Genomic DNA, 19,490 nt, shown 5'->3' on the forward strand with positions numbered 1-19,490 from the left:
AAAAGAGGACGATTCCGACCTATTCTGGAAAGTGTGAACCAGGTCCGGTGAATTTTAATTTTTCGGTTAATAATCAGTAAATAAGCTAATTTTAAGCGGAAACTAAGCGGGAAATTCCATAACTATGCTTGAATTATCCATGACGCTTCCGATTTACGTTCAGAACGGGGGATTATTTATTTCCCGAGGAAAGGGGCGTCATCCGGCCCGTAGCCTGGATTCCTGGGAGATTATTTTTGTTGAAAAAGGAACATTAAAGATTCAGGAGGAAGCGCAGCTTTTTTGCATCAATGCCGGGGAAAGTTTGTTGCTTTGGCCGCATCGTCGACATGTTGGCGTCGAAGATTTTCCTGCTGACCTCAAATTTTACTGGTTACATTTTGAGGTTAAAATGGCGGATAACGATCCGCGTGCCTTAACGCAAATCTCCGTACCACAGCACGCCAGAGTAGCGGACCCGCAGGCTCTGATGGCGCTGTTTCGCCAGTTTATGATTGAACAGGAGAAGTTCCAGCATAGCCCGGCATTGGAACTGATCGTTTTGCTGATTTTACAGCAGATGACCTGCGATATTCCTCGGTATGATGACCACAATGAAGCTGGTGTGTCGTTGGCGTGGAAAGCGCAGCAACTGATTCGTACCCGTTATCATTTGCCGCTTTCAACGGCGCTACTGGCGAAAGCGCTGCATTGTAATGCAGATTATCTTGGGCGTGTTTACTGTCGCATCTTCCATCTAACCTTAACTGATGCGATTCATCGTCAGCGCGTGCGGGAGGCGGAGAAACGGCTCATCAGCGATGCGCGTTCGCTTAAAGAAGTCGCGGAATTATGCGGATTTAACGACGTGGGTTATTTTCGCAAAATTTTCCGTAAGTATACCGGCTTGACACCCGCCGCCTGGAAGCGGCGGTACTGTAAGGAACACATTAATTCGGCCTGATTACTGCCCGTAATAGGCAGTCGCGCCGTGTTTGCGCAGATAATGTTTATCGAGCAATTCCGGTTGCATATCAGGAAGCTGCGGGGCTAACTGGCGCGAGAATAGCCCCATGTAAGCGCACTCCTCAAGCACCACGGCGTTATGTACCGCCTCAGCCGCGTCTTTACCCCAGCAAAATGGGCCGTGGGAATGCACGAATACCGCCGGGATTTGTGCCGGGTCCAGGCCGCGCTCTTCAAAGGTTTTAATAATCACTTCCCCGGTCTGATACTCGTATTCGCCATTGATTTCGTCCTGCGTCATCGGACGAGTGCAGGGAATAGCGCCGTAAAAATAGTCGGCATGTGTGGTGCCCCAGGCAGGCAGATCCAGACCGGCCTGCGCCCAAATTGTCGCGTGGCGAGAATGGGTATGTACGATCCCGCCGATTTGCGGGAAGCGGCGATAGAGCGCCAGATGCGTCGGCGTATCGGACGACGGTTTTTTGCTGCCTTCTATGACTTTACCACTGGCGATTTCCACGACCACCATATCGTCGGCGGTCATCACGTCGTATTCGACGCCGGAAGGTTTGATCACCATAAGCTTGCGCGTTTCGTCTATCGCACTGACGTTGCCCCAGGTAAACGTCACCAGATGATGTGTCGGAAGCGCCAGATTTGCCGCCAGCACCTCCGCCTTGAGTTGTTCTAACATGTGAATCCTCCTTCCTGCATACGCGCTTCTATCCAGCGTCGCGCCTGGATAATCTCCAGCACCGGCTCTTTTGCTTTCTCTGTCCACATTTCAATCAGAAATGCGCCGCGATAGTTCAGCTCATGCAGTGTTTTGAAAATGCCGACAAAATCCACACACCCTTCGCCAAACGGCACGTCGCGAAACTGTCCGGGGCTTTGCGCAGTGACCGGCTGTGTGTCTTTCAAATGAATAGCGGCGATACGATCGATGCCCAGCTTTAGCTCGGCGGTCACGTCGTTTCCCCAGGCGCTGAGATTGCCGACGTCCGGGTAGACGGTGAACCACGGCGAGGCGAGCATCTCGTCCCACTTTTTCCACTTGCTGATGGAATTCATAAAGGCGGTATCCATGATCTCCACTGCCAGCATGACCTGCGCGGCGGCGGCCTGTTCCACCGCCCACGCCAGCCCTTCGGCAAAGCGCTGCTGGGTGCCTTCGTCATGCTCTTCGTAATAGACGTCATAACCCGCCAGTTGAATGGTGCGGATACCGAGATCGCGCGCCAGACGAATGGCTTTGGTCATGATCTCCCGCGCCCGCTCGCGTATCGTTTCATCGCGGCTGCCAAACGGGAAGCGACGGTGGGCGGACAGGCACATCGACGGGATGGCGACGCCGGTTTCCAGCATCGCGGTCACCAGCGAGGCGCGCTGCGTTGCGCTCCAGTCCAGACGCGACAGGCGTTCGTCAGTCTCATCCACCGACATCTCGACAAAATCAAAACCACAGCTTTTCGCCAGCACCAGTCGTTCCGGCCAACTGAGATCTTTCGCCAGCGCTTTCTCATAGATCCCTAACGGATGGTTACGCATGTGGTTTCCCCCAGATGGCGTTAATTTGCGCGTGGAATTCGGCGGCGACCTGCGCCGGATGGGACGCACCCGCCAACGCGCGCCCGGCGATAAACGCTTTCACGCGGATGTCTTTGAATAACGGCAGATCGGCAGGCGTAATACCGCCGGTAATCGACAGTTCCAGACCGATATCCGACAGCGCCTTCATGCGCGCCAGATCCGCCTCGCCCCACTGCTGCCCGCTGGCCTGCGCGTCGCGCCCGCGATGGTAAATCGCCTGACGTACGCCGATGCGATACCAGTTACGGGCATCATCCAGCGTCCAGTTGCCGAACAGTTCTATCTGAATTTCACCGCCGCAGGATTGCGCCACGGCGTGGCCCTTTTCGACGGTGGCGAGCGGCGCGGCGCAGATGATGGTCATCCAGTCGGCGCCTGCTCCAAAGGCCTGCTGCGCCAGAGTTTCACCCGCATCGGCTACTTTCCAGTCAGCGACGATGATTTTATCCGGGCACTGGTCGCGCAGGGCCTTCACCGCGCTAATTCCTTCGGTTAAACAGAGAATGGTGCCAGCCTCAACGATATCGACGTGGTCTCGTAATAGGGCAACATCGCGCTGCGCTGTCTGAAGATTGGTATGGTCAAGCGCCAGTTGCAGTAATGGGCGGCTCCTCATGCGTGCTCCTTAATACGGGCGTGATAGCCCTGTAGTGCTTCAATCAAATGTTGGTAATGGTGATATTTACGCTGGTAGCGTGCGTGGGCGGTCATGTCGGGCAGTAACGTGCGTATCGGGTGCTCCAGGGCGCGTTGGGCTTCGCTAAAGCTGCGATATACGCCGGTACCGACGCGGGCGGCAAGCGCCGCGCCAAAGCAGCCAGTTTCTTCCACCTGCGGTAGTTCAATACGCAGACTGCTGACGTCCGCCAGCATCTGCATCCAGACGTCGGAGTGGGCCGGGCCGCCGGTGACGCGCAGAGTGCGGACTTCGGTAAAGCGTTCACGCATACGGTTGAGATGGGTCATATGGCTGAAAACCACGCCTTCATACAGCGCCTGTAACAAATGAGCGCGGGTATGTAGCGCCTGCATACCGTAAAAACCGCTGGTCATTTCCAGCCCGGCATTACTGCCGTAGAGAAAGGGCAGAAAAAAGAGGTCGCTCCCCGCTTTCGGCAGACTGGCGACCGCCCGGTTTATCTCATCAAAAGAGAGGTCGCCCCACTGGGCGGTAAACCATTCGAGATTGCCGGAAGACGTTGGACTGGCTTCATGAACGATGTATTGCCCGTCATTCACATAGCGACCGTAAACGTAGGGATGGGCCTCATGCTCGCGCAGACCGCGAGCGATCCCGCTGGTGACCGCCCAGGTGCCCATGACGGCGTTGAGGGTAAATTCATCGTCAATACCGGCGCACAGCGCGGTGGATACCACATCAAACAGACCGCCGACCACAGGCGTTCCCGCGGCCAGGCCGGTGATAGCGGCAGCTTCCTCGCTGATCTTTCCGCCGGTTTCGGCGGACCCCACTACGGGGGGCAGGGCATGGTCGATCTCACTGATACCCAACCATTGGGTCAGACGCGAGTCGTACCGGCCTGTCGTCATGTTGTAGAGATTGGATTCGGAAATGTTGCTCTCTTCGCAGCCCTTCACGTCGGTTAAACGCCAGCGCAGATAGTCATGGGCCATCATCACGCAGCCGATGTGCGCATAGCGTTGAGGTTCATGCTCTTTTATCCAGCGCAACAGAGAGGCCGGATGTCCGGTCCACAATGTCTGGCGGGTTACGGGATAGAGTTTTTGCGGAATGCCATCTTGCTGCCAGCGTTCAACGATGTTCAGCGCCCGGCGGTCGGAGGAGAGTATCGCATTGCCCAGCGGCCTGTTCTGTTTATCAAGAAGAAACAGCCCCTTACCCTGAGCAGAGATGCCAATACCTTTAATTTGCCCGCCGGATACGCCCGTCTGTTTCAACAGTCCGGCAATGGTAGCGACGCACTGTTGCCAGAGCTGATGCATATCGCGTTCGGCATAACCGGGAAACGGCGATAACGTTTGTAGCGATTGCCGATGAATGCCGTGCTCATGACCTTCGGTGTCATATAAACCCGCTTTCAGATACGTACCGCCGCAATCAATACCCAGCCAGAAGGTCTCTTTCCTGCTCATCTTTCATCTCTCATTTTGCCGGATGGCGCTACGCTTACCCGGCCTACTGTAGGCCTGCAAGCGTAGCGCTCCGGCCATTTTTCAGGCCGCGTGTTTGCGTGGGGTCATCGTTTTTGCTGGCGTTGTGCCCGCATCGCATTTCGCGGGTAGCAGCAGGGCCATCAGTGCAGCTAAGGCGAGGGCGATCGCCAGGCAATAGACGCCAGCGTCTTTGTTGTAGAGGGTGATTAAGACACCTACCGCGTAAGGACCGCAGAAGCCGCCGAGGTTGCCGAGCGCGTTGATCACCCCGCGCGCGCCGCCTGCCATTTCCGCGCTGAACAGACGCGCCGGGATAGTCCAGAACACGCCCGCCGCCGATTGCAGGAAGAATCCGCAGCCAACCAGCGCCGCATACGCCAGCCAGATGTGGCTTTTCAAGGCTACCGACAGAAACATGCACAGGGCGAAGCCAATCAGCGGCAGGCAGACGAACAGTTTGCGTTTACCGGTACGGTCAGAGAGGGAAGAGAACAGGAACATCCCGGCAATCGCGCCGACGTAAGGCAGAATGGCGAGCATTCCGACCTGGCCCATGCTGCTGTGAGTCAACTCTTTCAGAATGGTCGGCAACCACAGGGTGTAACCGTAAATGCCGGTCTGATAGAAGAAGTTCAGCGCGATAAGCTGCCACATCGTTTTGTCGGAAAGCACCGCGCCGAGAGAGGCGTTTTTAACTTCGGTGCCGGCAATCGCTTTTTGCTCGGCGGCCAGCGTCTCAACCAGGTAATTTTTTTCGGCGGCCGAGATCCAGCGCGCTTCCTGCGGGCGGTCATAAACGGTGTAGGACCATAGCACCAGAACCACGACGGAGAGCAGACCTTCGATAATAAATAGCCAGCGCCAGTCGAGTACGGTAATGATCCAGCCGGAGAGCGGCGCGGTAACAATGCCGGCAATGGGGACAAACATAATCACAATTGCGTTGGCGCGGCCACGTTCGGCATCAGGGAACCAGTTGCTGATCATCGTCAGTACGACGGGCAACATACCGCCTTCCGCCACCCCCAGTAAAAAGCGCAGGATAAGCAGTTGGTACTGGTTAGTAATTATGCCCGTCAGGACGGAAATTATCGCCCATGCGACCAGCGACCAGCCGATAAATTTCTTACCGCTACCGTGGACGGCAATTTTGCCGCCGGGAACCTGTAAAAACAGATAACCGATAAAGAAAATACCGCCTGCCAGCCCCGCCATGGTGGCGGAAATACCCAGTTCGGCATCCATTCCGCCCGGCATTGCAAAGGCGATATTGACGCGGTCCATATAAGAAATAATACAGGCGATCAGGATCGGTGGAATAATTCGTAGCCAGCGCTGACGCGGTATATCTGTTTGTGTAGAGCGAGAGGTCATGTTCATCTTTATATTCTCGTAGAGTAAGTATTTTGGCGATGAAAAGTTTTATTATTAATGCCAGATGGCGCTGCGCTTATCCGAGCTACAGCGTTAGCTGTAGGCTGGATAAGGTGTTTACGCCGCCATCTGGCAACGTCTTATTGTTTTGTTTTATTTAATGCCGTGATGCCGTCGCGTAATATCGCTACGCGGTGGCTGACATCGGCACTGGCATTAATTTCCAGTAATTTAATGCCCGCAAAATGTAAGGGCGTCTCTTCCGCGCAGGCCAATAATTCATGCGTATGTTCCGTGGTCATCAGACTTTGCGGGCAGAAAGGGGCGAACGGCGCGTGTAAGTCTTGCCATTCACCGTACTCTCCATCCAGCGTTGTGCCGGAAAACATCAGCGCGCCGAGTTTTCCGGCCTGTTTGACCTGTTGCGTGTGGGCTAGCGGCAGGTTGATATCCCGCCCTTCAATGGCTGAACGCGCCCAGTTAATGCACACGCTGATGTCGTAGTCGACAAGGGTCTCCAGCACGTTCTCTAAAGGTAAAAAGCCCTTGCGCGGCGCGGGGCCGGTCATTGCATCACAATGTTCCAGCACCAGCGCGCAGGACCAGTCCCAGTGAGCAATTTCTTTGAGCGAGCGGGCAAAAGCCTCGGTAGCCTGGGCGACGTTTGGGTTATTCGCCATCGGTGCGGCATGAAGCTCCAGCGCCATGACTTTGCCGGGGATTTTCGCATTGAGTTTAGTTATCTTCTGATAAAGATGACGGTAGTATTCCACGCAAGCTTTACGCTGTTCCTCGTCACTGGACGCTAACCCAAAACCACCGTTTTCGCCGCGGCGGCGCATGGTTTCCATGATTGCCGTCACGACAAGGCGCCAGTTTCCCGGTGTATGGCGCAATAACCACTCGTCGCCGAGCGGGTGAAGATGTTCAAGGCAAGGTTGCTCCAGTCCGCGAATATGCGGCGTATCGGAGAGTTGTCGCCAGAATTCCGTCTCTTCCTCTTCACTCTTCTGGTGAAATAAGGGTGCACAAGGATACGCACCGATAATATAACCGGTATTATTTTTCATTTTGTGCTCCAGTAAACTCTATTTTATAAAACGTCTATGGCGACTTTTACGACTATTTTCCGTATCGGTGTCGCAATGCTTTTATTACAGCCAGGACGATGAACATCCTGCGGGAAAAACAGGGCATAACTTCCCGGTATCATTTCAATGAATGATTCATGTTCACTGTTGTGATAAAAAATAATATCGCGCTGTTCTAATAATGATTCGCTGATTTGATTATTACCGGTATCAATGGCAACCCCGATTTTCTCTTCACCCCAGGCCAGAAACTGAATATCCAGATAGCGGCGATGTACTTCCGGTCGGTTTTCGGCGGCGTCGCGCGTGGTTAAATCGATAATCTGCGCAAAAATGTTTTTACCGTCGATCTCCACCACGCCCGGCACCAGCGTGCGAAAGTCCGTATTGCGCAGGAAATCGAGCGCCTGCTCTATGGCCGACGGCAGCCGGCACGGATTAGGTTGCGCGATATGTCCAAAGATCATGATGTGGCTCCTTACAGCGCCTGAATTTTGGCCCAGATGCTGTCATCAACGGTGATACCGTGACGGCGGTTTTCATCGAGCAGTTTGGTAAATTCGTGGCCGGGCAGCCGAATCGCGACGTTGTCGTCGGCGCGTTCGGCGGTAGTAATAAAATCCATGATTCGTTGCAGTTTGGCGTCACGCGTAGCGCCATCGATCAGCTTATCGACTTCAATGGCGATGAAAATCTGCGATACTCCGTATTCGTCGCTGTTTTCCTGCGTCACTTCGGCAACGGAAGAGCCGTTGGAAAGTAGCATGGCAATCATATCCAGCACGATTGACAGACCAGAACCTTTCCAGTAACCCATCGGCAGGATGCGGCGATTTTTCTCGATCACGCCCGGTGCTTTGGTCAACTGACCGTTATCGTCGAAACCGCCGTCCACCGGCAGTTCGCGGCCCGCCAGACGGTTAACTTCTAACATCCCGTAGGAGAACATGGACATTGACATATCCACCATCGTGATCGGCGTGGAAGGGATCGCGACGATCAGCGGGTTAGTACCGATACGACACTCTTTCGCGCCCCACGGCGGCATGACGGCAATCGAGTTGGTCCAGCAGATGCCGATGTAGCCTTTTTCCGCCGCCTGCCAGCCGTAGCTGCCGCCGCGCATCCAGTGGTTGGCATTGCGTAGCGCTACCAGACCGATGCCGTGGTCGGAGGCCAGTTCAATGGCCCGATCCATCATCTTTTTCGCCGTCAGGTTGCCAATAGCGCGCTGTGCATCCCACTGCTCAATCGCCCCCAGGCTGGTCACGCGCTGCGGCTTTGCCTCAGGAATGATGTCGCCATTGTCCAGTTGCTGAATGAAGCGGGGAAAGCGGTTCACGCCGTGTGAATAAACGCCGGACTCGGTGGTGCGAGCGAACATTTCCGCGCAGGCGTCAGCAGTATCAGCCGCCACGCCGCGTGAAAGCAGTACCCGGTTAAACGCCGCTTTCAACTGCTCAAAAGTCACTTTCATTCCTGTATCTCCCGATAATCTGTGATCGCTTTTTTATCGTTAAATTTCACTATGCGAAATGTGATTTCAAATATATCGATCAAAAATTCCCAGATCAACGGGCAGAGCTATTTTTTAAATTTTTTAAAATCAATAAGTTGTATTTTTTCAGTGCAGATCGTGAACTGAAACACACTTTGCGTTACCATCAGATCCCGACAGCAAGGGGGAGCGGGAGCAATGACCAAAAAAGAAAGCGAAATGACGCACGACAAAGAGAGACCAGCCGGAAGTCAAAGCCTGTTTCGAGGATTAATGCTGATTGAGATCCTCAGTAACTACCCGAACGGGTGTCCACTGGCGCATCTCTCGGAACTGGCGGGACTAAACAAAAGCACCGTCCATCGGTTATTGCAGGGGCTACAGTCATGCGGATACGTCACGCCTGCGCCCGCCGCCGGAAGCTATCGTTTGACCACCAAATTTATCGCTGTCGGGCAGAAGGCGCTGTCATCTCTGAACATCATCCATGTTGCCGCGCCGCATCTGGAAGCGCTAAATATCGCGACCGGCGAGACCATTAACTTTTCCAGCCGTGAAGACGATCATGCGATTTTGATTTATAAACTGGAGCCGACCACCGGTATGCTGCGTACCCGCGCCTATATTGGCCAGCATATGCCGCTCTACTGTTCGGCGATGGGGAAAATTTATATGGCGTTTGGTCAGCCGGATTATGTGGCGTCTTACTGGGAAAGCCATAAAGATCAGATCCAGCCGCTGACTCGCAACACCATTACCGGTTTACCAGCGATGTACGATGAGCTGGCGCAAATTCGTGAAACCAGCATGGCGATGGACCGCGAAGAAAATGAACTGGGCGTCTCCTGTATTGCCGTGCCAGTGTTTGATATTCACCATCGAGTGCCTTACGCCATTTCTATTTCGCTATCGACGTCACGGCTAAAACAGATCGGCGAGAAAAATCTGCTCAAACCGTTGCGTGAAACCGCACAGGCTATCTCTAATGAGCTGGGATTTACCGTTCGCGAATAAGACAGCTCGCCAGGTTTTATCAGGCATCTGACAAAATTTGTCCGTTTGCGTAGTGGGATCAAAGCGGCGGGGAATTGCCCTCTGGCATTCTGACGTTTTAACGCAGGGGGAGAACAATGAACCGGTTTATTATGGCGGATGCGTCGGCGTGTATCGGGTGTCGTACCTGCGAGGTCGCCTGCGTGGTGTCTCATCAGGAACAGCAGAATAGCGCGGCGGTGACGACGGCGGACTTTGTGCCGCGTATCCGGGTGATAAAAGAGGATAGCTTCACCACGGCCACGGTCTGCCATCAGTGTGAGGACGCGCCGTGCGCGAATGTCTGTCCGGTACAGGCAATTCGCCGCGATCGGGGACATATCTTCGTGACGCCATCGCGCTGCATTGGTTGTAAAAGCTGTATGCTGGCTTGCCCGTTTGGCGCGATGACCGTGGTGGCGTCCGCGTCAGGCGCACAGGCGATTAAATGCGATCTTTGCTGGCATCGGGAAGCGGGACCGGCGTGCGTGGAAGCCTGCCCGACCCAGGCCTTACAGTGCGTTGACGCAACACACGTGCAGCGCCAGCGCCTCTATTCTCAACCTTTCTGAACGTCGTTCCGGCCTGCATGATGGCCGGAATAGCCGTCAGCCTTCACGCCAGGCGCGTTCTATCTCTTCTGCCAGAATTTTTACGCCCGCCTCGATTTTGTCCGGTTCAGGCACGTAGTTCATCCGCATACACTGGTGTGTGTGTGGCCAGGGTTTATCCAGCCCGGGAAAGAAATAGTGGCCCGGCACCATCAGCACGCCGCGCGCTTTCAAGCGCTGATAGAGCAGCTCGGTGGTAATCGGCAGATCTTTAAACCACAGCCACAAAAATATTGCGCCTTCCGGTTTATGAATCAGGCAGCGTTCTTCGGATAAATAGCGACGAATGATCGCGATCGTCTGTTGAACGCGCTGATAGTAGAAAGGTTTGATAACCGTTTCCGACAGCCGTAGCAGATCGTTACGCTTAATCATTTCGCACATCATCGCCGGACCCATGCCGCCGGGCGCAAGGCTGATAATGCCGTTCATGTTGGCAATGGCGGTAATCGTCTTATCATTGGCGATGATAATCCCGCAGCGGGAGCCGGGCAGCCCCAGCTTCGAGAGGCTCATGCATAGGATAATATTTGGGTTCCACAGCGGGCGCGCCTCGCTAAAGATAATGCCCGGAAACGGTACGCCGTAAGCGTTATCAATCACCAGTGGGATGTTGTGCTGATTCGCCAGTCTGTCCAGCTTCATCAGCTCTTCGTCGGTGATAACGTTACCGGTCGGGTTGGTCGGACGCGAGACGCAAATCATCCCCGTTTCTTCGCCGATGTGCAGATGCTCAAAATCGACGTGATACTTAAACTGGCCTTCCGGCAGCAGTTCAATATTCGGGCGCGCCGAAACGAAGAGATCGTCTTCCAGACCGGAATCCGCATAGCCGATGTATTCCGGCGCAAGCGGGAATAGTACCTTTTTCGTACTGCCGTCGGCGCGGCGTCCAGCGAAGAGATTAAACAAGTAGAAAAACGCGCTCTGACTGCCATTTGTCAGCGCAATATTCTGTGGTTCGATATCCCATCCCAGCGCTTCACGTAGCAGTGCGGCCAGTGCAGTCAGTAGCGCCGTTTTTCCCTGGGGACCGTCATAATTACAAAGCGCATCAGCGGCTTTGCCGCTTTCTACCATCTCTGCCAGTAGCGTCTGGAAATAATCCTGCATTGCAGGGATGTGCGCCGGGTTACCGCCGCCAAGCATGATGGCGCCTGGCGTGCGTAAACCGTCGTTGAGATCCTCCATCAGGCGGGTAATGCCTGAATGGCGGGTAAATTTATCGCCGAAAAGTGAAAATGTCATAACGGGTGATCTATCGAACTGTCTGTCAAAGTGGATAACCATAACGCTACAAATGGCGGGGCGCAAATGGGAGGGAGGCGGTGGTTTTGATGTTTTATGCTACAGATTTTTACCAGGTTAGTTTTTTATTTTGAAGGAGCTACCGGTACGCGAAGGGACCGGTAGCGTCACGATTAGCGGCGGCCCGCCCAGACGACCATCACAGTATCGTCGCCGTACTGGCGTACAAAACCGTATCCGTGTTTTAGCGTCAGCGTGGTTTGTTGGCCTGCGCCGATGGCGGGGTGTCTGGCGCGGAACTGGCTAATACGCTGCCAGTGCGCGACGGCTGCGGCTGACTTTCCGCTCACGTCCTGCCAGTTCATATCTGAACGGTTGCCTTGCAGCGGGTCGGAGCCGGTGGGGCCGAAGGGACGAGCGGATTCATCGCCGTAAAAGATCTGCACCGCGCCCGGCGAAAGCAGCAGCAGTTCCGCCGCTTTATCACCGCTCTCACGGAAAAGGCGCGTATCATGCGAGGAGAGGTAACTTAATACGTTGAAATCCTGCATTTTATCCGCCATTTGCTGCCAGACTGGCCCCATTTCCGCCAGGCAATCGACCGCTTTCGCCGCCTGCTCCTGATAATCAAAATTGATCATCGCGTCGAAACCATAGCGATAATAATCACTTTTCATGACGCCGTGGCCCCACGCTTCGCCAGTCATCCAGAACGGGCTATCATCCAGTGCTTTGTCCGGATTAGCCTGCTTCCATTCACGTAACGCCGCGCTGGTCTGGGTTTTTAGCTGTTGCCAGGCAGGAAGCTCAACATGTTTGGCGGTATCGATCCGGAACCCGTCAATGCCGTAATCATGCACCCACTGGCTTAACCAGTGAGTCAGATAATCCCGTGGCGTATAGCCCTCAATGAACTTTGCTTTAGTATCGGGTTTGTTGGCATAGAACGCGGGTACGCCGGAAGGCGTGGTAGATTCCGTTTTTATATCCGGCAGGAAGGCCAGCGACAGGGTTAAATCGTCAAATCCCGGACTGTCGTAGTCGCCAATATCGGTACGAATCCACTTTTTCCCCCACCATTTTTCCCAGGCGGCGCTGTCGCTGAAGTTGATGTAGTCGTTAAAGCTGTGCCAGCTTTGTCCGGCGGCGGGTCGCCAGTTTGTCCAACGATCGCCGAAAATTTTTTGCCGTTCCGCGCCGGATAAATAGAGCGCGCCGAACTGATACTCCTGCATATCCGCCAGCGTGGCGTAACCGGCATGATTCATTACTACGTCAAATAAAATACGGATGCCGCGCTGGTGCGCGCCGTCGACCAGCGCACGGAGATCGGCTTCGCTGCCCATATTGGCATCCAGCGTCGTCCAGTCCTGAGTGTAATAGCCGTGATAGGCGTAATGAGGAAAATCGCCTTTTGTTCCGCCGCCGACCCAGCCGTGGATCTGTTCAAACGGAGAGCTTATCCACAAGGCGTTCACGCCTAATTGCTGTAGATAGTCCAGTTGACTCGTCAACCCGCGTAAATCGCCGCCGTGGAAAGTGCCAATCTCTTGCATACCATCCTTATGGCGACCATAGCTGTGGTCATTGGTTGGATCGCCATTGCGAAAGCGATCCGTAAGCACAAAATAAACGGTGGCGTTGCGCCAGTTAAAAGGCGCTGACGCATGGGTTTCCGCGCGTTCCAGCAATAAAAGCCCGTGGCTGTCGGCAGGTTGCAGCGTGATTTGCCCGTTTTGGACGGTATCGGTTTGACCACTGTAATAATCGCGCACTACCGTTCCTTCTGGAAAGGTTTGGCTAACATCCAGCGTGAGCGGCGAATCATCCCAGACGGGACACTGGTAGGCGAGCTGCGCTGTGCGTTCAGGTTCAGTTTTTATCGATAACAACAGGGTCGGCGTACCGGAGCGGGTATCTACCGTTAGTGTATAGTCGCCATCTTTAAACAGACGCCATTGCGGCGGCGCGCCTTCGCAGGGTTTTAACGACAACATCTGGTTGAGTTTTATGGCGCCGACGGGCTGCCAGCACTGCTGATCAATATGGAGCGTTAACGCACGCGTACCTTTTGTTAACGCAGCATGGCTGGTAAAGCGTCCGGTTTCCTGCGCCGAGAACGTCGGAAAGCCTGGCGAGCTCCATGAGGAGGCGATCGCGATACCGGGTATCAGCGTCAGAGCGAAGGCGGCAAGTTTCATCACGCTATCCTTTATGGGCAATATTCATCAGTTTGCCTGGTTTTTAGGCGAATAAACTCCTCCCAAACAGAGAGTCGCGCAGGAGGAGGCGCGAGGGTGAGCGACGAGGCGCAAAAAAACGCGTCTATTTGCGATAAGCACCACATTTTACTGGCATTATTGCTGTCTGTTATCGTTAAGGCGTGACATAGTTTCGGATTAAGCCTATTCCCTGAGGTGCTTTTTAAGCCTATTTTTGCTAGAATTTGGGGTTCGTACCTTAACTTCGTGAAAAATAAAAGGTGTTGGAATGTATCAATCCGACCAGGAGACCTAATGATATTGACTCCCATGCGACGATATGGGGCAATGATTCTTATGTTACTCACCATCGCATTTTCGGGTGAGGTGCTGGCAAAGACGCACGCAACGCAAACGAGTCAAAAGTCCCACATAACCGAGACAAGTTATAAACAGGTTAGCAGTAAACAAGAGTATTCTCGCAATAGTGCAAAGAGCAGTTCACTTCCTGATTTGCGAAAATACCCTTCCGGAACCCCCAGAAAAAAAGCGTTTCTCCGGACCGTTATGCCTTACATCACCAGCCAAAATGCTGCGATTACCGCGGACCGTAACTGGCTGATCTCAAAACAGTACCAGAACCGCTGGTCGCCGTCTGAACGCGCGCGTATGAAAGATATCGCGAAGCGCTATAAAGTGAGCTGGTCCGGCAATACGCGTCGTATTCCGTGGAATACGTTGCTGGAGCGCGTCGACATTATTCCAACCAGCATGGTGGCGACGATGGCGGCGGCGGAAAGCGGCTGGGGAACCTCTAAACTGGCGCGTAGCAACAATAACCTGTTCGGCATGAAGTGCACGAAAGGGCGTTGTACCAATGCGCCGGGTAAGATGAAAGGTTATTCGCAATTCGCGTCGGTTAAGGAGTCGGTGAGCGCGTATGTCACCAACCTGAACACGCATCCGGCTTATTCTTCTTTCCGCAAGTCGCGCGCCCAACTGCGTAAGGCGGATCAGGAAGTCACCGCCACGGCGATGATTCATAAGCTGAAGGGCTACTCTACCCAGGGGTCGCGCTATAACAACTACTTGTTCGCGATGTACCAGGACAACCAGCGCCTGATCGCCGCACATATGTAATTCTGTGTGCCGGATGGCGCTACGCTATCCGGCTTACAAGGCGTCTGTAGGCTGGATAAACTACAACAACACTTCACTATGCTGGTCACGATACTCCTTAGGCGTGGTATCGTACTCCTTTTTAAACACCGAATAGAAATATTGCAGCGAGGGGTAGCCGCACATTTGCGAAATTTCGTTTATCGCCAACGTGGTGGAAACCAACAAACTACGCGCTTTTTCCAGCTTTTCGGCGTGGATCACTGCATGTATCGTCTCGCCAACCTCTTCCTTAAAACGTTTTTCCAGGTTTGAACGTGAAATCCCAACCGCGTCCAGCACCTGCTCGACTTTAATGCCCTTACAGGCATGGTTACGAATAAAGTGCATCGCCTGGATAACCGCCGGATCGGTCAGGGAGCGGTAGTCTGTCGAGCGGCGCGCAATGACACGCACCGGCGGCACCAGAATACGCTGTAAAGGCATCTCTTCACGCGCCAGCAAACGGTGCAGCAGTTTCGCCGCCTGATAGCCCATTTGCCGCGCCCCCTGCGCGACGGAGGAAAGCGCGACGCGCGACAGATAACGGGTTAACTCTTCGTTATCAATACCGATAACGCAAAGTTTTTCCGGCACCGGAATATGCAGGTGTTCGCAGACCTGCAATACGTGACGGGCGCGGGCATCCGTCACGGCAATGATGCCGGTTTGCGGCGGCAGCGTTTGAAGCCAGTCGGCGAGGCGATTTTGCGCGTGCTGCCAGTTTTCCGGCGCGGTTTCCAGCCCCTGATAGACTACGCCGCGGTATTTTTCCTCGGCGACCAGTTGGCGAAAGGCGTATTCCCGTTCCGCTGCCCAATGTTTACGGCTGGAGGCGGGCAAACCGTAAAACGCGAAGCGGTTGACGCCTTTTTCTTTTAAATGCAGGAAAGCGCTTTCAACGAGCGCATGGTTATCCGTGGCGATGTAATGAACGGCGGGATAATTTTCAGCAAGATGGTAAGAACCGCCGACCCCGACAATCGGTACGTCGACATCGGCCAATAATTGCGCGATATCGTCATCATCGTAATCGGCAATAACGCCGTCGCCTAACCACTCTTTAATGTTATCGATACGGGCACGGAAATCTTCCTCAATAAATATATCCCATTCGGATTGCGAGGCTTGTAAATATTCACCCACACCCTCCACTACCTGACGGTCGTAGGCTTTATTCGCGTTAAATAACAGAGTGATGCGGTGACGTTTATCAAACATGAGGATATATCCTGCAAAAGTGGACCTGGACTTGTGGATACTATCAAAACGGCTGACATAACGGCCTGGCGAATGATGGCAAATTATTTTGCGCCTGAAGCGTTATGCGAAATTCATCACAGCAAACGGCGGATGACAATTGTCATTTCTTATCTATGTATTACGGTTTTTTGTTTATTTGCCAGGATTCGATCGCGATCGCTTTTTTCTTCTGCGGTTTTCAGCATTTTTTTGAGAGCCAGAGCACATTTGGGTATTCTCTTAATAGCGGTGTGAAATAACGTAATTGAGCAATAAATCAGGAAATTCCAGTATGACGTTATGTCGTTTACTTGCCGTATTATCTGATTATGGAGCTCACTATGCAGGCTTATTTTGACCAACTCGATCGTGTTCGCTATGAAGGCCCTCAATCGACTAACCCGCTGGCATTTCGTCATTACAATCCCGATGAGCTGGTTTTAGGCAAACGTATGGAAGATCACCTGCGTTTCGCGGCCTGTTACTGGCATACCTTCTGCTGGAACGGCGCGGATATGTTTGGCGTAGGCGCGTTTAATCGTCCGTGGCAGCAACCGGGCGAAGCGCTGGAGCTGGCGAAACGCAAAGCGGACGTGGCGTTTGAATTTTTCCACAAACTGAATGTGCCTTTTTATTGCTTCCATGATGTGGATGTGTCGCCGGAAGGCGCGTCGTTGAAAGAGTATAAAAACAACTTCGCGCAGATGGTGGATGTGCTGGCGGCGAAACAGGAGCAGAGCGGCGTAAAACTGCTGTGGGGAACGGCGAACTGCTTTACCAACCCGCGCTATGGCGCAGGCGCCGCCACTAACCCGGACCCGGAGGTCTTTAGCTGGGCAGCGACGCAAGTGGTTACGGCAATGAACGCCACGCACAAACTGGGCGGCGAAAATTACGTACTGTGGGGCGGACGCGAAGGTTATGAAACGTTGCTGAATACCGATCTGCGCCAGGAACGCGAACAAATTGGCCGCTTTATGCAAATGGTGGTCGAGCACAAACATAAAATGGGTTTCCAGGGCACGCTGCTGATTGAACCGAAACCGCAGGAACCGACAAAACATCAGTATGATTATGACGTTGCAACGGTCTATGGCTTCCTCAAACAGTTCGGTCTGGAAAAAGAGATCAAAGTGAATATTGAAGCGAACCACGCGACGCTGGCGGGCCACTCTTTCCACCATGAGATCGCGACCGCTATCGCGCTGGGTATTTTTGGCTCCGTTGACGCCAACCGCGGCGATGCGCAACTGGGCTGGGATACCGATCAGTTCCCGATTAGCGTTGAAGAGAACGCGCTGGTGATGTACGAAATCCTGAAAGCGGGCGGCTTCACGACGGGCGGTCTCAACTTCGACGCCAAAGTTCGTCGCCAGAGCACCGATAAATACGATCTGTTCTACGGCCATATCGGCGCGATGGATACGATGGCGCTGTCGCTGAAAATCGCCGCGCGTATGGTCGAAGACGGCGAGCTGGATAAGCGCGTGGCGAAGCGCTATGCCGGCTGGAATGGCGAGCTGGGGCAGCAGATTCTGAAAGGGCAATTCTCCTTAGGCGAACTGGCGCAGTATGCGGAGCAGCACAATCTGGCGCCGGTACATCAAAGCGGTCATCAGGAGCTGTTAGAAAATCTGGTTAACCGTTATCTGTTTGATAAATAACTATAGCTACCGGGCGACTCCGCGTTGGCCCGGCCTGTAGTCGTGGTTAGCCCGGTAAGCGTAGCGCTGCCGGGCGCTTTCAGTAAAGGAATCCACAATATGTATATCGGGATCGATCTTGGTACATCGGGTGTAAAGGCTATCCTGTTGAATGAGCAGGGCGATGTGCTGGCTACGCATACTGAAACACTGACCGTATCGCGTCCGCATCCCTTATGGTCGGAACAGGAACCAGAGCAGTGGTGGCAGGCGACGGATCGCGCGGTTAAAGGTTTAGGCCGGCAACAGTCGTTAAGTGGCGTCCGGGCATTGGGGATCGCCGGACAAATGCATGGCGCGACATTGCTTGATAGCCGTCAGCAAGTTCTGCGACCAGCAATTTTATGGAATGACGGACGCTGTAGCGAAGAGTGCGCCTGGCTGGAAAAACAGGCCCCGCAGTCGCGTGCGATAACCGGTAATCTGATGATGCCCGGTTTTACCGCGCCCAAATTAGTCTGGGTGCAGCGCCACGAGCCGGATATTTTCCGCCAGATAGACAAGGTCCTGCTGCCGAAAGATTTTCTGCGGCTGCGAATGACGGGCGTCTTTGCCAGCGATATGTCGGATGCGGCGGGAACGATGTGGCTGGACGTGAAAAAACGTGACTGGAGCGACGTTATGCTCAACGCCTGTCATTTAACCCGACAGCAGATGCCAGCGTTATTTGAAGGTAGTGAAATTACCGGAACGTTGCTGCCAGAGGTAGCCAGCGCATGGGGAATGCCAACAGTACCCGTGGTGGCGGGCGGCGGCGACAATGCGGCTGGCGCGGTCGGCGTAGGAATGATCAATGCCGGACAGGCGATGCTCTCACTCGGAACATCGGGCGTCTATTTTGCCGTCAGCGACGGCTTTCTGAGTAAACCGGAAAGCGCAGTACACAGTTTTTGCCATGCGCTGCCGGAACGCTGGCATTTAATGTCTGTGATGTTGAGCGCCGCTTCTTGTCTGGACTGGGCGGCTAAACTCACCGGGCAGGAGAACGTCCCGGCGCTGATTGTCGCCGCACAGCAGGCGGATGAGCATACCGATCCTGTCTGGTTTTTGCCGTACCTGTCCGGCGAGCGCACGCCGCACAATAATCCGCAGGCAAAAGGCGTTTTCTTTGGTTTAACCCATCAGCATGGCCCGGCGGAACTGGCGCGGGCGGTACTGGAAGGCGTGGGATATGCTCTGGCGGACGGCATGGATGTGGTTCACGCCTGCGGCGTCAAACCCGCCGGCGTGACGCTTATCGGCGGCGGGGCGCGCAGCGAATACTGGCGTCAGATGCTATCTGATATTAGCGGGCTACAGCTTGATTATCGTACTGGCGGCGATGTCGGGCCAGCGCTGGGCGCGGCGCGTCTGGCGCAAATTGCGGTGAATAAACAGACCCCGCTCGCCGATGTACTGCCGCAGTTGCCGCTGGAGCAGGCGCACTATCCTGATGCACAGCGTTATGCGGTTTATCAACAACGCCGTGAAACCTTCCGTCGACTCTATCAGCAACTGTTGCCGTTGATGTCATAAGTCAGAATGCCTTTCGGTTTTGGCTGAAAGGCATTTTTCGTAAATATTGATTCTATTGAATTATATCGAAGTAAGTATGTGTGTTTTCTGATTTTTATATTATTGCTGAGCCGGCGCCTTTTTCATCGCTATTTCTTCGCTTAATG

17 protein-coding genes are annotated in these 19,490 nt (G+C 53.9%); 6 read left to right on the forward strand and 11 right to left on the reverse strand.

Translation table 11 applies throughout. The features are described 5' to 3' along the window. Nucleotides 1-124 precede the first annotated feature (124 nt). Complete coding sequence (locus F4V72_RS07740) at nt 125-943, forward strand: AraC family transcriptional regulator (protein ID WP_150342441.1); 819 nt, start codon at nt 125-127, stop codon at nt 941-943. On the opposite strand, the gene araD is transcribed toward F4V72_RS07740, so the two are convergent. The 8 genes from araD to yiaK form a co-directional block, all read right to left on the reverse strand. Continuing rightward, nucleotides 944-1,639 carry an L-ribulose-5-phosphate 4-epimerase gene (araD, locus tag F4V72_RS07745; protein ID WP_053509346.1) on the reverse strand — a complete coding sequence of 232 codons (696 nt, stop codon included), beginning with the start codon at nt 1,637-1,639 and terminating at the stop codon, nt 944-946. Beyond that, nucleotides 1,633-2,493 (reverse strand): L-ribulose-5-phosphate 3-epimerase, encoded by an 861-nt coding sequence (locus F4V72_RS07750; RefSeq protein WP_023247329.1) that lies wholly within the window; start codon nt 2,491-2,493, stop codon nt 1,633-1,635. Before F4V72_RS07750 ends, araD begins: the two co-directional genes overlap by 7 nt. Further along, nucleotides 2,486-3,151, reverse strand: coding sequence for a 3-keto-L-gulonate-6-phosphate decarboxylase UlaD (gene ulaD / locus F4V72_RS07755; protein WP_063390924.1), 666 nt, complete (start codon nt 3,149-3,151; stop codon nt 2,486-2,488). The genes F4V72_RS07750 and ulaD overlap by 8 nt, the downstream gene beginning before the upstream one ends. Next, on the reverse strand, nt 3,148-4,650 hold the full coding sequence (locus F4V72_RS07760; protein ID WP_150342442.1) for an FGGY-family carbohydrate kinase: 1,503 nt from the start codon (nt 4,648-4,650) through the stop codon (nt 3,148-3,150). Before F4V72_RS07760 ends, ulaD begins: the two co-directional genes overlap by 4 nt. An 81-nt stretch (nt 4,651-4,731) precedes the next feature. After that, nucleotides 4,732-6,051 (reverse strand): MFS transporter, encoded by a 1,320-nt coding sequence (locus tag F4V72_RS07765; RefSeq protein ID WP_053509352.1) that lies wholly within the window; start codon nt 6,049-6,051, stop codon nt 4,732-4,734. Nucleotides 6,052-6,185: 134 nt separating this feature from the next. Further along, nucleotides 6,186-7,115, reverse strand: a complete 930-nt coding sequence (locus F4V72_RS07770) for a DUF4862 family protein (RefSeq protein ID WP_136057945.1) — start codon at nt 7,113-7,115, stop codon at nt 6,186-6,188. A gap of 23 nt (nt 7,116-7,138) precedes the next feature. Then, nucleotides 7,139-7,603, reverse strand: a complete 465-nt coding sequence (locus F4V72_RS07775; protein ID WP_053509353.1) for a YhcH/YjgK/YiaL family protein — start codon at nt 7,601-7,603, stop codon at nt 7,139-7,141. An 11-nt stretch (nt 7,604-7,614) separates the two neighbouring features. Further along, nucleotides 7,615-8,613, reverse strand: a complete 999-nt coding sequence (gene yiaK, locus F4V72_RS07780; RefSeq protein ID WP_136057946.1) for a 3-dehydro-L-gulonate 2-dehydrogenase — start codon at nt 8,611-8,613, stop codon at nt 7,615-7,617. A 219-nt stretch (nt 8,614-8,832) separates the two neighbouring features. On the opposite strand from yiaK, the gene yiaJ reads away from it, so the two are divergent. Both yiaJ and F4V72_RS07790 read left to right on the forward strand, forming a co-directional pair. Further along, the gene (gene yiaJ, locus F4V72_RS07785) at nt 8,833-9,648 is read left to right on the forward strand and encodes an IclR family transcriptional regulator YiaJ (protein WP_023247336.1); all 816 of its coding nucleotides are present in this window, start codon (nt 8,833-8,835) and stop codon (nt 9,646-9,648) included. 116 nt (nt 9,649-9,764) lie between these two features. Continuing rightward, nucleotides 9,765-10,238, forward strand: coding sequence for a 4Fe-4S dicluster domain-containing protein (locus F4V72_RS07790; RefSeq protein ID WP_001078816.1), 474 nt, complete (start codon nt 9,765-9,767; stop codon nt 10,236-10,238). Nucleotides 10,239-10,274: 36 nt separating this feature from the next. Here the strand turns inward: F4V72_RS07790 and avtA are convergent, their stop codons facing one another. Together avtA and F4V72_RS07800 are read right to left on the reverse strand one after the other, a co-directional pair. Continuing rightward, nucleotides 10,275-11,525 (reverse strand): valine--pyruvate transaminase, encoded by a 1,251-nt coding sequence (gene avtA, locus F4V72_RS07795; RefSeq protein WP_000144374.1) that lies wholly within the window; start codon nt 11,523-11,525, stop codon nt 10,275-10,277. A 173-nt stretch (nt 11,526-11,698) separates the two neighbouring features. Continuing rightward, complete coding sequence (locus F4V72_RS07800) at nt 11,699-13,726, reverse strand: alpha-amylase (RefSeq protein WP_088733658.1); 2,028 nt, start codon at nt 13,724-13,726, stop codon at nt 11,699-11,701. Nucleotides 13,727-14,041: 315 nt separating this feature from the next. Here F4V72_RS07800 and F4V72_RS07805 point away from each other — a divergent pair, with 315 nt between their 5' ends. After that, nucleotides 14,042-14,866 (forward strand): protein bax, encoded by an 825-nt coding sequence (locus F4V72_RS07805; protein WP_136057947.1) that lies wholly within the window; start codon nt 14,042-14,044, stop codon nt 14,864-14,866. Between the two features lie 60 nt (nt 14,867-14,926). Here the strand turns inward: F4V72_RS07805 and xylR are convergent, their stop codons facing one another. Further along, nucleotides 14,927-16,105, reverse strand: coding sequence for a D-xylose utilization transcriptional activator XylR (gene xylR, locus F4V72_RS07810; RefSeq protein ID WP_000459816.1), 1,179 nt, complete (start codon nt 16,103-16,105; stop codon nt 14,927-14,929). A 362-nt stretch (nt 16,106-16,467) separates the two neighbouring features. Between xylR and xylA the strand changes: the two genes are divergently transcribed. Then, nucleotides 16,468-17,790: a xylose isomerase gene (gene xylA, locus F4V72_RS07815; RefSeq protein WP_046093843.1), complete on the forward strand. Its 1,323-nt coding sequence runs from the start codon at nt 16,468-16,470 to the stop codon at nt 17,788-17,790. A 99-nt stretch (nt 17,791-17,889) separates the two neighbouring features. Next, nucleotides 17,890-19,344 (forward strand): xylulokinase, encoded by a 1,455-nt coding sequence (gene xylB / locus F4V72_RS07820; protein ID WP_023247341.1) that lies wholly within the window; start codon nt 17,890-17,892, stop codon nt 19,342-19,344. Nucleotides 19,345-19,490: the final 146 nt, after the last annotated feature.

This window comes from Salmonella enterica subsp. diarizonae, assembly GCF_008692785.1.
Classification (GTDB): Bacteria; Pseudomonadota; Gammaproteobacteria; order Enterobacterales; family Enterobacteriaceae; genus Salmonella; species Salmonella diarizonae.